Below are 14,189 nucleotides of genomic sequence, written 5' to 3' on the forward strand. Positions count from 1 at the left end.
TCACGGAGCGCAGCGAGGAGTGGCGGGCTACATGCGGGGGCCCGCGGCTTGAGCATCGCAGGAGCATCGCTCCTGCGCAGCCCGCGGCGCGGCATGGCCGCGGCTCACCCCTGCCTGTTGCGTTCCCTCCTCTGTGGTGGTAGAGTCTCCCCTGGCCCAAGACCGCCGGTAGGATCCGCGAGGATTCCGGAACGTCCGCGAGAGCGGAGACCTGCGCAGGTGCAGAACTCCTTGAGTACGGGATCTCGATCCCGATCTTATGAAGCTCCGTGCATGCGCGCCGGAGCTTCTTTTCGTTTCGGTGAATTTCCGAGCGAATCGCTTCGAGCGGCGCGGCCCCCGAGCGGCATCCGCCGCGCGGGTACGACAAGCTAGGGAGCGCCATGGCTACGAAGGACGCTACGGTTACCGATCTTCAGCAGAAGTTTGAAGAGTCGAACGCCGTTCTGCTGACTGAGTACCGCGGTCTTTCGGTTGCTGAACTGCGGGAACTCCGCGACAGCATCCGCGAGCACGCGACGTACGCTGTGGCGAAGAACACGCTGACGAAGATTGCGGCCAACAACGCCGGGATCACCGCATTCGATGACGAGCTCGCCGGTCCTTCGGCTCTCGCCTTCGTGCACGGTGACACCGTCGCGGTCGCAAAGTCGCTGCGTGACTTCGCCAAGGCACACCCTCTTTTGGTGGTGAAGGCGGGCTACTTCGATGGCAACGCCATGACCGCCGCTGAGGTAGGCAAGCTTGCCGATCTCGAGAGCCGCGAGGTGCTGCTGGCCAAGGCTGCCGGCGCCATGCAGGCTGCTCTGGTCGGTGCTGCACAGCTGTTCGCCGCCCTGCCCGCCAAGGCCGCACGCGGCTTCGGCGCGCTGCAGGAGAAGCAGGACGCGTAAGACTCGGCTCACGCCGGATCGGTTATACAACCCCGCCCGCACGCTTCGCGTGAGGGCACACATCAAGGAGAAACATTATGGCTAAGCTTTCCACCGAAGAGCTGCTCGAGCAGTTCAAGGAGCTCACCCTCATCGAGCTCTCCGAGTTCGTCAAGGCATTCGAGGAGACCTTCGACGTCTCCGCTGCTGCTCCGGTTGCCGTTGCTGCTGCTCCGGCCGCTGCTGCTGAGGCCGTCGAGGAGAAGGACGAGTTCGACGTCGTCCTCGAGTCGGCTGGCGACAAGAAGATCCAGGTCATCAAGGTCGTGCGCGAGCTGACCGGCCTGGGTCTCGGCGAGGCGAAGTCGCTCGTTGAGGAGGCTCCCAAGAACGTGCTCGAGGGCGCGAAGAAGGAAGCCGCTGAAGAAGCGAAGGCAAAGCTCGAAGAGGCTGGCGCTGGCGTCAAGCTCGTCTAACGAGCGGTGATGGGGCTCAGTCGCTGAGTCTTGTTTCCTGTGGGGGTGGGTTCGCCGTAAGGTGGACCTGCCCCCACTTGTTTTTCCACCCGGCACGGGTGTCGCCCCGTCGTCGGTACGACTGCTGGTACAGCCGTCGCAGAGTGAGTACCGTGTTCCGGCCGCGCAGGCTCGGCGCCCACGCTTCGGGCGCGTCCGCGCCCCGCGACACTTGGAGAAAGGATCCCCGTGGCTCTCATCGCCTTGACGTTCCGCCACGCGAAGCAGTACTGGCCCTTCATCGCCGCCGTGCTCGGGCTCCAGCTGCTGTCGACGATCGCCGCTCTCTGGCTGCCGAGCCTGAACGCCCAGATCATCGATCAGGGCATCGCACGCGGAGACACGGGCTTCATCTGGAACACCGGTGGCACGATGCTGCTGGTATCGCTCGCTCAGGTCGCGACAGCGGTGACCGCCGTGTACTTCGGCGCGCGCACCTCGATGGGTGTGGGGCGAGATCTGCGTCGCGAGGTGTATCGCAAGGTCGACTCGCTGAGCACGCTCGAAGCCACCAAATTCGGGGCGGGCACGCTGATCACGCGCGGTACGAACGATGTGCAGCAGATCCAGATGCTGGTGCTCATGACGCTCAACTTCATGGTCACGGCGCCGATCATGGCGGTCGGCGGCATCATCATGGCGCTTCGCGAAGACGCGGGGATGTCGTGGCTCGTCTGGGCGTCTGTGGCGATCCTCGCCGTCATCGTCGGGTTCCTCGTCTGGATCCTGCTGCCGCTGTTCCGCACGATGCAGACGCGGGTCGACACGATCAACGGGGTGCTGCGCGAGCAGATCATGGGGATCCGCGTGGTCCGCGCGTTCGTGCGAGAGAACTTCGAAGCGGATCGCTACGAGCGGGCGAACCGCGACATCACCGAGGTCTCGGTGAAGGTCGGCAACGTCTTCGTGCTGATGTTCCCCGTCATCATGATGGTGCTGCACTTCGCGACTGCAGCGGTGCTGTGGTTCGGCGGGCATCGCGTCGACGACGGCCTCGTCCAGGTCGGGTCGCTGACCGCGTTCCTGCAGTACCTGCTGCAGATCCTGATGGCGGTCATGATGGGTGTCTTCATGACGATGATGATCCCGCGCGCGGTCGTCTGCGCAGAGCGCATTCGTGAGCTGCTCGACACGCGTTCGACGCTGTCGTTCCCGTCTGAGGAGGCGGTGCCGACGCCCGCGGCCGGTCGCATCGAGTTCGATCGGGTCACCTTCGGGTTCCCCGGTGCGGAGAAGCCGGTCATCACGGGCGCGAGCTTCGTCGCCGAAGCCGGGAAGACGACGGCGATCATCGGGTCGACCGGCGCGGGGAAGACGGTGCTGCTCAACCTGCTGCTCCGCCTCTACGATCCGCAGGAAGGCTCGATCACGATCGATGGAGCGCCCGTCGATGCGCTCACTCGCGCGCAGCTGGCCCAAGCGGTGAGCCTCGTTCCGCAACGCCCATACTTGTTCTCCGGCACGATCGCGTCGAACCTCCGCTTCGGGCGGGCCGATGCGAGCGACGAAGAACTGTGGGAGGCGCTGCGCATCGCGCAGGGCGACGATTTCGTGCGCGAGAAAGAGCTCGGGCTCGACGAGCCCGTGTCGCAGGGCGGCACGAGCGTCTCCGGCGGACAACGGCAGCGACTGTCGATCGCCCGCGCGCTGGTGGCGAAGCCGCGGGTGTACCTGTTCGACGATTCGTTCTCGGCGCTCGACGTCGCGACCGACGCGAAACTGCGGGCTGCGCTTCCGCACGCGACCGCCGGAGCTACGACGATCATCGTCGCCCAGCGCGTCTCCACGATCACGGAAGCCGATCAGATTCTCGTGGTGGAGGCCGGCGAGATCGTCGATCGGGGCACTCACGCGGAGCTGCTCGACACCAGTGAGGTGTACCGCGAGATCGTCCGGTCTCAACTCGAAGCGACGGAGGCGGCGTAATGGCCCGGAAGCAATCTTCAGCCGAGGCTCAGAGCACCGAAGACCTCGAACTGCCCGACGACTACCAGCCCGATAACGACGACTGGACGGGCAGTCAGCCCGTCAAGAAGGCGAAGCACTTCTGGCCGTCGGCGAAGCGCCTCGTCGGGTTGCTCTCGCCGCACAAATGGCAGTTCTCGCTCGTCGTGCTGCTCGTGATCGGCTCGGTGGTGCTGACCGTGATCGCCCCGAAGATTCTCGGCCAGGCCATGGACGTGATCTTCAACGGCATTCTCGGCAAGCAGCTGCCCGCTGGCATCACGCTGGACCAGGCCGTCGACGCCGCGCGCGCATCCGGCAACGAGCAGTTCGCCGACGTGCTGGCCGGCGCGCAGATCGTGCCGGGCGAAGGGATCGACTTCGATCTGCTCGGTCGTCTGATCCTGACCGTGCTCGGCATGTACCTCGTCGCATCGGTGCTCATGTGGCTGCAGGGGTTCATCTTGAACCGCCTCGTCATGAAGGTCGTCTACCAGCTGCGCGCCGACATCGAGGCGAAGATCAATCGTCTGCCGCTCAGCTACTTCGACGGCCGTCAGCGCGGCGACGTGCTCTCGCGGGTGACGAACGATGTCGACAACATCCAGCAGGCGCTGCAGCAGGCCCTGTCGCAGCTGGTGCAATCGCTGCTGATGGTGATCGGCATCACGGCGATGATGTTCATCGTCTCCTGGCAGTTGGCGCTGATCGCGCTGATCGCCCTCCCGCTGTCGGGCATCATCGCCGGAGTCGTCGGGGTGCGCGCGCAGAAGCTCTTCGTCGCGCAGTGGAAGCACACGGGCGACCTGAACGGTCACATCGAGGAGTCGTTCACGGGCCACGAGCTGGTGCGCATCTTCAACCGCGATGCCGAGATGCTCGAGGAGTTCGACCGGCGCAACGAGGGGCTCTTCGGCGCCGCGTACCGCGCCCAGGCGCTCTCCGGCACCATCATGCCGGCGATGCAGTTCGTGCAGTACCTGAGCTACGTGCTCATCGCCGTGGTGGGCGCGCTCCGGGTGACCGGCGGGCAGATGACGCTCGGCGATGTGACGGCATTCATCCAGTACTCGCGGGAGTTCTCCCAGCCCATCGCCGAAATGGCGGGGATGGCGAACATGCTGCAGTCCGGCGTCGCATCCGCCGAGCGCACGTTCGAGCTGCTCGATGCCGATGAGCAGGACGCGGATACGGCTTCGGAGCGCTTGCCTGAGCGCACGAGCGGTCACGTGCAGTTCGAGGACGTCGCCTTCAGCTACGAACCGAATCAGCCGCTGATCGAGGGGTTGTCGCTCGAGGCGAGCCCGGGGCACACGGTCGCCATCGTCGGGCCGACCGGCGCGGGCAAGACGACGCTCGTGAATCTCGTGATGCGCTTCTACGAGCTGGATCGGGGGCGCATCCTGCTCGACGGCATCGACATCACCCATCTGTCACGCGCGGAGCTGCGAGGCCAGGTCGGCATGGTGCTGCAAGACGCGTGGCTCTTCGAAGGGTCGATCCGCGAGAACATCCGGTACGGGCGACTCGATGCGACCGACGACGAGGTCGTCGCAGCCGCTGAGGCGACGATGGTCGATCGGTTCGTGCGGCAGTTGCCCGATGGGTACAACACGGTGATCTCGGAGAACGCGTCGTCGTTGTCGGCGGGGGAGCGACAGCTCCTCACCATCGCTCGGGCCTTCATCGCGAATCCGTCGCTGCTGATCCTCGACGAGGCGACCTCGTCCGTTGACACGCGCACGGAGGTGCTCGTGCAGCAGGCCATGAGTGCGTTGCGCGCCGATCGCACCTCGTTCGTGATCGCCCATCGGCTGTCGACGATTCGCGACGCCGACACCATTCTCATGATGGAGCGCGGCAGCATCGTCGAGCAGGGGTCGCACGATGAGCTGCTCGCCCGTCGCGGAGCGTACTACGCGCTGTATCAGGCGCAGTTCGCGGGCGAGGACGCCGAGGCGCATGCCGAAGAGGTGCTGGCGGCCGAGGCGCAGCCGGCGGGCGACGCGCAGGCGTAGCGGCGCTCCTGCCGGGGTCGGCGGGAGCGCTGCCCGGCGCGGTGCTGGCCGCGTACCGAACGGGGCTCAACGTCGGGTAGACTGGTCTGGCTCCCCACGTGGCGCTATCTCAGGGAACTCCCCCAGGTCGGAAACGAAGCAAGGGTACCTGGGCTCTGGCGGGTGCGTGGGGAGTATTTTCATTCCCACGCCGCCCCTCGGAAGCCGGTCCGACTCGGCGTTTCGGCGTGGGAGCGCATACGAAGAGTACGATCGGACTATGCAGTCTTCTGGGGGAGCGGCCGTCATCGGTGCGGGCCCGAACGGGCTCGCCGCCGCTGTGACGCTCGCGCGTGCGGGTGTTCCGGTCACGGTGTTCGAGGCCGCAGAGACGATCGGCGGTGGCACGCGCACCACCGAACTCGTTGAGCCAGGGGTGCTGCACGACGTGTGCTCCGCCATCCACCCCATGGCGCTCGCGACGGGGTTCTTCCGGGCCTTCGAGATCGAACGGCGCATGGAGTTCGTGGTTCCGGCTGCCTCCTACGCGAATCCGCTCGACGGCCGAGCCGGGGGCGGGGCGGATCGCGCGGCGATCGCGTACCACGACCTCGACCGCACGATCGCCGAGCTGGGGCGCGACGGCGCGGCCTACGGCCGCTTCTACCGACCGCTCCTGCAGCATCTCCCCGGAGTGCTCGACTTTACGCTGGGGGGTGGCATGCTGCGGTGGCCAGCGCATCCGATCGCCGCGCTGCTCACCGGTCTTCGCGCGCTCGAACAGGGCACTCCGCTGTGGAATGCGCGATTCCGCGAGGCGGCTGCCCCGGCCCTGCTCTCCGGTGTCGCCGCGCACAGCATCGGCAGGCTCCCGAACCTCGCGACAGCGGGCGTCGGGCTCGTGCTCGGCGCGCTCGCCCACACAGTGGGGTGGCCGGTGCCGGTGGGGGGATCCCGCGCCATCACCGACGCACTCGCGGCTGATCTGCTCGCGCACGGAGGGCGCATCGAGACGGCGCACCCGGTCGATGACGTCCGCGAGCTCTCGTCGTTCCGGGTTCGCGTCTTCGACACGTCGGCGCGCGGGCTCGAGCGGATCGCAGGATCAGAGCTCCCATCGCGGTACCGGCGCGCCCTGCGTCGCTTCTCCTACGGTGACGCTGCGACGAAGGTCGACTTCGTGCTCGACGGACCGATCCCGTGGAGCGACCCGCGCGTGGCGCAGGCGCCCACGGTGCACGTCGGCGGCAGCAGACCTGAGCTCGCAGCATCGGAACGCGTCGTGGCCTCGGGCGGGCACCCCGCTCACCCCTATGTGCTGCTCGCGCAGACCGAGGAGTTCGATGCCGGCCGCAATGCTCCAGGAGTGAACGCCGTATGGACGTACACGCACGTGCCGAGCGGGTCGACGGTCGACATGGGCGAGCCGGTGATCCGGCAGATCGAGCGCTTCGCTCCCGGGTTCCGCGACCGGATCCGCGCTGTGCGCGTGACGACCGCGGACGAGATGTCGCGCTACAACCGCAATTACCACGGCGGCGATTTCAGCGCGGGAGCCATCACGCTGCCGCAGCTGATCGCGCGGCCGACCCTCTCGGTCGACCCTTGGCGTACTCCGGGCCGCGGCATCTACCTCGCATCGTCATCGACGCCTCCGGGCCCCGGCGTGCACGGGTTGTGCGGCTGGTACGCGGCGAAATCGGCGCTGCGCCACGAGTACGGGCTCGAAGCGCCTGACCTGAGCCTCCGGTAGCCCTCGGCCCCGGCCAGAATGTCGGCGGCCGCCGGTAGCATGGTGTCGTGGTTGCCGCACTCTATCGCCGATATCGGCCAGAAGCTTTCTCCGAGATGATCGGGCAGTCGCAGGTCACCGAACCGTTGATGACGGCCCTGCGCACCGGTCGCATCGGGCACGCCTATTTGTTCAGCGGCCCGCGGGGCTGCGGCAAGACGACCTCGGCCCGCATTCTTGCACGGTGCCTGAACTGCGCCGAGGGGCCCACTGATACGCCGTGCGGGGTCTGCCCGAGCTGCGTCGAACTCAGCCGCGACGGTGGCGGTTCGCTCGATGTCGTCGAGATCGATGCCGCGAGCCACGGCGGCGTCGATGATGCCAGGGACCTGCGCGAACGCGCGGTCTTCGCCCCGGCGCGCGATCGGTTCAAGATCTTCATCATCGACGAGGCGCACATGGTGACGCCCGGCGGGTTCAACGCGCTGCTCAAGATCGTCGAGGAGCCGCCGCCGCACGTGAAGTTCGTGTTCGCGACGACCGAGCCAGACAAGGTCATCGGCACGATCCGCTCGCGCACCCATCACTATCCGTTCCGCCTCATCGCACCCGGCACCCTCATCGACTACGTGCAGTCGCTCTGCGACAGCGAAGGCGTGCAGGTCGAGCCAGGCGTGCTTCCCCTCGTCGTGCGAGCGGGCGGCGGATCGGTGCGCGATACGCTGTCGATTCTCGACCAGCTCATCGCGGGGTCCGAGACTCCGCTCGTCACCGCCGACCGCGCAGCCGGCCTGCTCGGCTTCACCCACGCAGAGCTGCTCGACGACGCCGTCGCCGCATTCGGGGCGCATGATGCCGCCGCAGCATTCCGAGCGACGGATCGTGTCGTGCAGACTGGGCAGGATCCGCGTCGCTTCGTCGAGGACCTGCTCGAACGCCTGCGCGACCTCATCGTGGTGAATGCCACGACCGTCGACGGTGCTGCAGCGATCTTCCGCGGCGTGCCGCAGGATCAGCTCACGCGGATGTTCGAGCAGGCCCGCGCTTTCGGGCCGGGCGAGCTGTCGCGCATCGCCGATGTCGTGAGCGCTGCCCTCGACAAGATGGCGGGTGCCACCGCGCCGCGGCTGCAGCTCGAACTCATGATCGCGCGAGCCCTGGTGCACGCCGCGCAGCCGGTGGAGCGCACTGAGCCGCGTGCGCAGTCGGCGCAGCCCGGCTCGGTGCCGACCGGCGAGCGGCCGTCGGGTGCTGCTCCCGCGAACGCCGCCGCGCCGGCCCAGCCGGCGCCCGATCCCATGGCCGCGCTCGCGGCGGCTCGCAGCGCTGCGGTTGAGCAGACGGAAACGCCTCGGCCGGCGCCGGCTCCGGGCGATCCGGCCGCGCCGAACGCTGCACCTGGCACCCCGAATGCCGCGCAGACGGCAGCATCGATCCGGGAGTTCCTGTCGCAGGATGCGCAGGGCGGGGAGGCGGAGCGGCCAGCAGCGCCCGTGCCTGCTCCTGCGCCGTCGCCTGCTCCTGCGTCGTCACCTGCTCCTGCGTCCGATCCTGCGACCGCGGGGGCGACTGCAGTCGAAGACACCGCGACTCCGCCAGCCGCGCCGGCTCGACCGGAGACCCCGCACGCCGGAGCACCGCATGCTGGAGCTCCGCATGCTGGAGCTCCCCATCCGAATGAGGGCGCAGCGAAATTCGGCCGTCCGATCTCGGCAGTGCTCAGCTCGGCGCAGATCGAGAGCATCGGCAACGATGCACCGGCACCCCGGCCGGCGGCGCCCGCAGCAGAGGCCACCGTCGGTGGCACCGTCGGTGACACCGCGCCGGCTCCGGCTGAGCAGGCGGCCGCGGCCGAAGGGCCCGTCCCTGACGAGGCCGAGACGGAGTCCGACGCCGAAACCTCCGGCGGGTACGAAGACCTGATGGAGGTGTGGCCCGATCTGCTCGAGGAACTGCTCGAGCTCGATCGTGATGCATGGAACGCCGTGCGAGTGATCGCGCCGCTGGCGCTCGAAGGCGACGTGCTCACGGTCGGCCTCGCCTCGGAATCCGATCTCACCGCATTCAAGACGACCGGAGCCGGTCCGCTCCGGGAGACGATTCTCTCCGCCGTCGGCATCAGCGTGAAATACAAGCCGAAGCGCATGCCCGCCGAGGCGGCTGCCGGTCACGGCGCCGCGCGCGAGCCAGAGGCCGCAGCTGACGCAGAGGAGCCTCACCCAGCCGGGCATACGCCTGATACCGCATCCGACACACGCTCCTCCGAACCGCAGGGCGTGACCGTCGCCGCCCCAGACGCGAACGACCCGATGGTTCGGGCAGCGGCACGCCTGAGCGGCTTGGGTCCGGCTCTCGCTGCTCCCGCCTGGGCAGATCCGCAGCCCGAATCTGCGCCACCGGCCGCATCGAGCTCGATCGACGCTCCGACCCCCGCATCGAACTCGAACGATGCTCCGACCACCGCTGAGCAAGAACCGTCGGCCTCTGCCGCCGCGGCGACGCGCGATGAGGCAGCCATGACGCAGGACGCAGCCGAGGCACAGCCCCCAGCGGGAGAGGCGCCTGCGGCCGCGCGTGCAGCGGTCGACGCAGATGCGGCGCCCGCACGGTTCGCAGATCCGGCGGAGTACGGCGACCCCTATGCGGGAGACTCCGGCGAAGCGCCGGACGACTCGGCGGAGGGCGACCCGTACGCACCGACCCCGGCATCTTCGGCAGGTGTCGCATCTACGCTCGGCCAGGCGCCCGCAGCCGTCCCTCCCGCACCTGCCGCGCCGTCGGCAGCCCGGATATCGTCCCGCGGCCAGGCTCCAGCTCCAGCTCCAGCTGCCGCTGCCGCTGCCGCTGCCGCTGCCGCTGCCGCCCCCGCCCCCGCCTCGCCGGCGGCTCGGCCCGCATTCACAAGGTACGGCGAGTCAGTGGTGCGCGAAGTGCTCGGGGCCCGGTTCGTTGAGGAGCGCCCGCTCCCGCCGCGTTGAGCGGCCCATGTAACGTCGCGACTAGGGTGTGTGCTGAACGGCGCGCGTCACGTCGTCAACCCGAGGAGGCTCCACCGTGTACGACGGCATCGTCCAAGACCTGATCGACGAGTTCGGTCGGCTGCCTGGCATCGGTCCGAAGTCGGCGCAGCGCATCGCGTTCCACATTCTGCAGACGCAGAACTTCGACGTCTCCAAGCTCGCCGAACTGCTCAGCGAGGTCCGCGAGAAGGTGCGCTTCTGCGACGTGTGCGGCAACATCACCGAGCACGAGCGGTGCTCGATCTGCCGAGACCCGCGCCGCGACGACAGCATCATCTGCGTCGTCGAAGAGCCGAAAGACGTGGTCGCGATCGAGCGCACGCGTCAGTTCCGCGGCCTGTATCACGTGCTCGGCGGCGCCATCAGCCCGATCGACGGCGTCGGACCCGACGATCTCAGCATCCCCGCACTGATGCGTCGCGTCGGTGAGAACCACGTGCAAGAAGTGATCATCGCGACCGATCCGAACCTGGAGGGCGAAGCCACCGCGGCGTACCTGTCGCGGCTGCTGACCTCCATCGAAGTGCCGGTATCGCGTCTGGCCTCGGGGCTTCCCGTCGGCGGCGACCTGGAATTCGCCGATGAAGTCACACTCGGACGCGCCTTCGAAGGCCGCCGTAAGGTGGAGTAACCGGAGACATCACCCGAAGTTCTGGTCCGATAGACTGAGCTTTCGGCTCGGATATTCAGGAGGAACCCGCGTGGCGTTGATCGTGCAGAAATTCGGGGGCTCGTCCGTAGCCGACGCCGAGAGCATCAAGCGCGTCGCGAAGCGCATCGTCGAGGCGCGTCGCGGGGGCAACGAGGTCGTCGTCGCCGTGAGCGCCATGGGCGACACCACCGATGAACTGCTCGAACTCGCAGCGGCGTGCACGCCGATCCCCGCACCGCGAGAACTCGACATGCTCCTCACCGCGGGTGAGCGCATCTCGATGGCCCTGCTCGCGATGACGATCAAAGGCATGGGTATCGAGGCTCTCTCCTTCACGGGCAGCCAGGCGGGAATGATCACCACCGCCGAGCACGGTTCGGCGAAGATCGTCGATGTGACGCCCGGCCGCGTGCGCGAGGCCCTCGATCAGGGCGCCGTCGCCATCGTCGCAGGCTTCCAAGGATTCAGTCGCGACTCGCGAGACATCACCACGCTCGGGCGCGGCGGATCCGACACGACCGCCGTTGCACTCGCCGCCGCCCTCGGCGCAGATGTGTGCGAGATCTACACCGACGTCGACGGCATCTTCACGACCGATCCTCGCGTCGTGCCGCTCGCGCGGAAGATCGACGCCATCACGGCGGAGGAGATGCTCGAACTCGCGGCGTCCGGCGCGAAGGTGCTGCACCTGCGCGCCGTCGAGTACGCCCGCCGCCACGGCGTCGTGCTGCACGTCCGCTCCTCGTTCTCCGACGAGCCGGGCACCATCGTCTACGACCCCGCCAAGGGGCATCCGAAGGGAGATCAGGTGGAAGAGCCGATCATCACTGGTATCGCCGCTGAGAAGAGCGAGGCGAAGGTCACCGTGGGCGGTGTGCCGGACATTCCGGGCAAAGCTGCCCAGATCTTCGAGATCGTGGCGAAGACGCACGCGAACATCGACATGATCGTGCAGAACGTCTCGGCGGCGCAAACGAACCGCACCGACATCTCCTTCACGGTCCCGCTCGGCGACGGTCGGAAAGTCATCGAGGCGCTCGAAGCGGAACGCGAAGCACTCGGATTCGAGAGTCTGCAGTACGACGATCAGATCGCCAAGCTCGCCGTCGTGGGCGCCGGCATGCGCACGAGTACGGGCGTATCCGCGCAGCTCTTCCGTGCGCTGTACGAGGCCGACATCAATATCGAAATGATCTCGACTTCGGAGATCAGGATCTCGGTCGTCACCCGAGCCGACCTTCTCGACAAGGCGGTCCGCGTACTCCACACGGCGTTCGGCCTCGACGCCGAGACCGAAGCCACGGTCTACGCCGGCACCGGCCGATAACTCTTTCACGGCGAAACACAGAACAGGATCTCGAAACACATGGCTGCACAGCAGGGACTCTCGATCGCCGTCGTCGGCGCAACCGGTCAGGTGGGCGCAGTGATGCGCCGTTTGCTCGACGAGCGGGACTTCCCGATCGCGAACATCCGCTTCTTCTCCAGCGCGCGCTCGGCGGGCTCGACGCTCGAATTCCGCGGCGAGAGCATCGTCGTCGAGGACGTCGCGACAGCGGACAAGAGCGGCATCGACATCGCGCTCTTCTCCGCCGGTGGCGCCGCTTCGAAGCAGTACTCGCCGGAGTTCGCCGCAGCGGGTGCGACGGTCATCGACAATTCGAGTGCGTGGCGACTCGACCCGGACGTTCCCCTCGTGGTGAGCGAGGTCAACCCGCACGCGATCGACGAGGCGCGGAAGGGGATCATCGCGAACCCGAACTGCACCACGATGGCAGCGATGCCGGTGATGAAGGCACTCGACTCCGAGGCCGGGCTCGAACGGCTCATCGTCACGACGTTCCAGGCCGTGTCGGGCTCAGGGCTCGTCGGAGCCCGTGAGCTGGCCGGTCAGGCCGTTGCAGCCGTCGAGTCGGGCGAGCTCGAGCAGCTCGTACATGACGGGGGCGCCGTGGACTTCCCGGCTCCCGAGGTCTACACCAAGACGATCGCATTCAACGTACTGCCGCTCGCCGGATCCATCGTCGAAGACGGCGAGGGTGAGACCGACGAAGAGAAGAAGCTGCGCAACGAGAGCCGGAAGATCCTCGAGCTCCCCGAGCTGCGAGTCGCCGGAACGTGCGTGCGCGTGCCGGTCTTCACCGGGCACTCGTTGTCGATCAGCGCCGAATTCGCTCGCGAGATCTCGGCGGATCGTGCTCGTGAGGTGCTCGCAGCAGCTCCCGGCGTCGAACTCACTGACGTCCCGACGCCCCTCGAGGCGGCGGGCAAGGATCCCTCGCTCGTCGGGCGCATTCGCGCTGACCAGTCCGCTGCCGAGGGCCGCGGCCTGACGCTATTCATCTCGAACGACAATCTGCGCAAGGGTGCAGCGCTGAACGCGGTGCAGATCGCTGAGATCATCGCGGCGCGGCGGGCCGAGTAGGGGCGAGCCGCCAGTACAGCATCAGGCCCCGGTCGTTCACGTCGACGACCGGGGCCTGATGTTTGTCTCGAGGCTGGAGTGCGTTCTCCGACCTACCGCGATTCGAGCGTGATCAGCGATGCCTCAGGGCGGCAGGCGAAACGCACCGGCGCGTAGATCGAGTTGCCCAGCCCCGCACTGACGTTCAGAAACGCGGCGCGGTGCGCGTCGAACCAGACGCTCAGGCCGCGTGCTTGTTCGGTCGGGAGGTCGCAGTTCGCGGTGAGCGCCCCGACGCCCGGTACGCGCACTTGGCCGCCGTGCGTATGCCCGGCCAGGATCAGGTCCGATCCGGCCGTCAGAAGCGCGCCCAGGGACTCCTGATAGGGCGCGTGCACGACGCCGAGGCGCACCGGGGCCGGGTCGGCGTCGACGGCTGCGCCCTCGTTCTGCGTCAACGCTGCGGCGGCCGCGCGCATACGATCCGCGTCGTCGTAGCGAATGTGCGGGTCGTTCAGGCCGAACAGCTCGACGCTGCTGCCGCGAATGGAGAGCCGAACCGCGTCGTTGTTGAGGTCGATCGCGCCCAGCTCGGCCAGCCCGCGGGTGATCGCACCGTTGTCGAGATCAGGGGTGCGCGTGCTCCGCCTGCTCGGCTCGAGCAGGTACTTGACGGGGTTCTTGAAGAGCGGACCGTAGTAGTCGTTCGAGCCGTGAACGAACACCGTGGGCGTCTGCTCGACGAGCGCCCGCAACGCATGCAGCAGCGCCGGGAGCGCTTCGCGATGGCCCATGAGATCTCCGGTCAGCACGACCAGGTCGGGGCGCAGCTCCGCGAGGGAGCGCACCCAGTCGACCTTTTGCGCTTGCCATGGCGCCAGATGCAGGTCTGAGAGCTGCAGTACCCGGATCGGAGTGCGGGAGTCCGGCAGTACGGGCAGCGTATGGCGTCGCACCGTGAACAGTCGTCGCTCGATGAGCGTGGACCAGGTCAGTACGCCGACGGCGGCCGCTCCGAGAACGGCCGCCGTCGAACGTGCGGGATGCATTGCC

10 protein-coding genes and 1 other RNA gene are annotated in these 14,189 nt (G+C 67.6%); 10 read left to right on the forward strand and 1 reads right to left on the reverse strand.

What is annotated here, in order from left to right; translation table 11 throughout:
- Positions 1 to 383: 383 nt before the first annotated feature.
- The 10 genes from rplJ (at position 384) to ABFX18_RS08690 (ending at position 13,157) form a co-directional block, all read left to right on the forward strand.
- On the forward strand, positions 384 to 893 hold the full coding sequence (gene rplJ, locus ABFX18_RS08645; RefSeq protein WP_058593907.1) for a 50S ribosomal protein L10: 510 nt from the start codon (positions 384 to 386) through the stop codon (positions 891 to 893).
- A gap of 77 nt (positions 894 to 970) precedes the next feature.
- The gene (gene rplL / locus ABFX18_RS08650) at positions 971 to 1,348 is read left to right on the forward strand and encodes a 50S ribosomal protein L7/L12 (protein WP_010154996.1); all 378 of its coding nucleotides are present in this window, start codon (positions 971 to 973) and stop codon (positions 1,346 to 1,348) included.
- Positions 1,349 to 1,576: 228 nt separating this feature from the next.
- Complete coding sequence (locus ABFX18_RS08655) at positions 1,577 to 3,313, forward strand: ABC transporter ATP-binding protein (protein ID WP_346058035.1); 1,737 nt, start codon at positions 1,577 to 1,579, stop codon at positions 3,311 to 3,313.
- The gene (locus tag ABFX18_RS08660; protein WP_346058036.1) at positions 3,313 to 5,349 is read left to right on the forward strand and encodes an ABC transporter ATP-binding protein; all 2,037 of its coding nucleotides are present in this window, start codon (positions 3,313 to 3,315) and stop codon (positions 5,347 to 5,349) included. The genes ABFX18_RS08655 and ABFX18_RS08660 overlap by 1 nt, the downstream gene beginning before the upstream one ends.
- Positions 5,350 to 5,434: 85 nt before the next feature.
- An RNA gene (gene ffs, locus ABFX18_RS08665) (signal recognition particle sRNA small type) lies at positions 5,435 to 5,531 on the forward strand.
- A gap of 77 nt (positions 5,532 to 5,608) precedes the next feature.
- On the forward strand, positions 5,609 to 7,081 hold the full coding sequence (locus ABFX18_RS08670) for a phytoene desaturase family protein (RefSeq protein ID WP_346058037.1): 1,473 nt from the start codon (positions 5,609 to 5,611) through the stop codon (positions 7,079 to 7,081).
- A gap of 47 nt (positions 7,082 to 7,128) precedes the next feature.
- A complete protein-coding gene (locus tag ABFX18_RS08675) occupies positions 7,129 to 10,038 on the forward strand; it encodes a DNA polymerase III subunit gamma and tau (RefSeq protein ID WP_346058038.1) in 2,910 nt (969 codons plus the stop codon).
- A gap of 76 nt (positions 10,039 to 10,114) precedes the next feature.
- Complete coding sequence (recR, locus tag ABFX18_RS08680) at positions 10,115 to 10,711, forward strand: recombination mediator RecR (RefSeq protein WP_211649123.1); 597 nt, start codon at positions 10,115 to 10,117, stop codon at positions 10,709 to 10,711.
- Between the two features lie 70 nt (positions 10,712 to 10,781).
- A complete protein-coding gene (locus tag ABFX18_RS08685) occupies positions 10,782 to 12,059 on the forward strand; it encodes an aspartate kinase (RefSeq protein WP_090151979.1) in 1,278 nt (425 codons plus the stop codon).
- A 39-nt stretch (positions 12,060 to 12,098) separates the two neighbouring features.
- Complete coding sequence (locus tag ABFX18_RS08690; RefSeq protein WP_346058039.1) at positions 12,099 to 13,157, forward strand: aspartate-semialdehyde dehydrogenase; 1,059 nt, start codon at positions 12,099 to 12,101, stop codon at positions 13,155 to 13,157.
- Positions 13,158 to 13,249: 92 nt separating this feature from the next.
- On the opposite strand, the gene ABFX18_RS08695 is transcribed toward ABFX18_RS08690, so the two are convergent.
- A complete protein-coding gene (locus ABFX18_RS08695) occupies positions 13,250 to 14,185 on the reverse strand; it encodes a metallophosphoesterase (protein WP_346058040.1) in 936 nt (311 codons plus the stop codon).
- Between the last annotated feature and the right edge of the window lie 4 nt (positions 14,186 to 14,189).

The sequence above is a fragment of the Leucobacter alluvii genome (assembly GCF_039530485.1).
Taxonomy (GTDB): Bacteria; Actinomycetota; Actinomycetes; order Actinomycetales; family Microbacteriaceae; genus Leucobacter; species Leucobacter alluvii.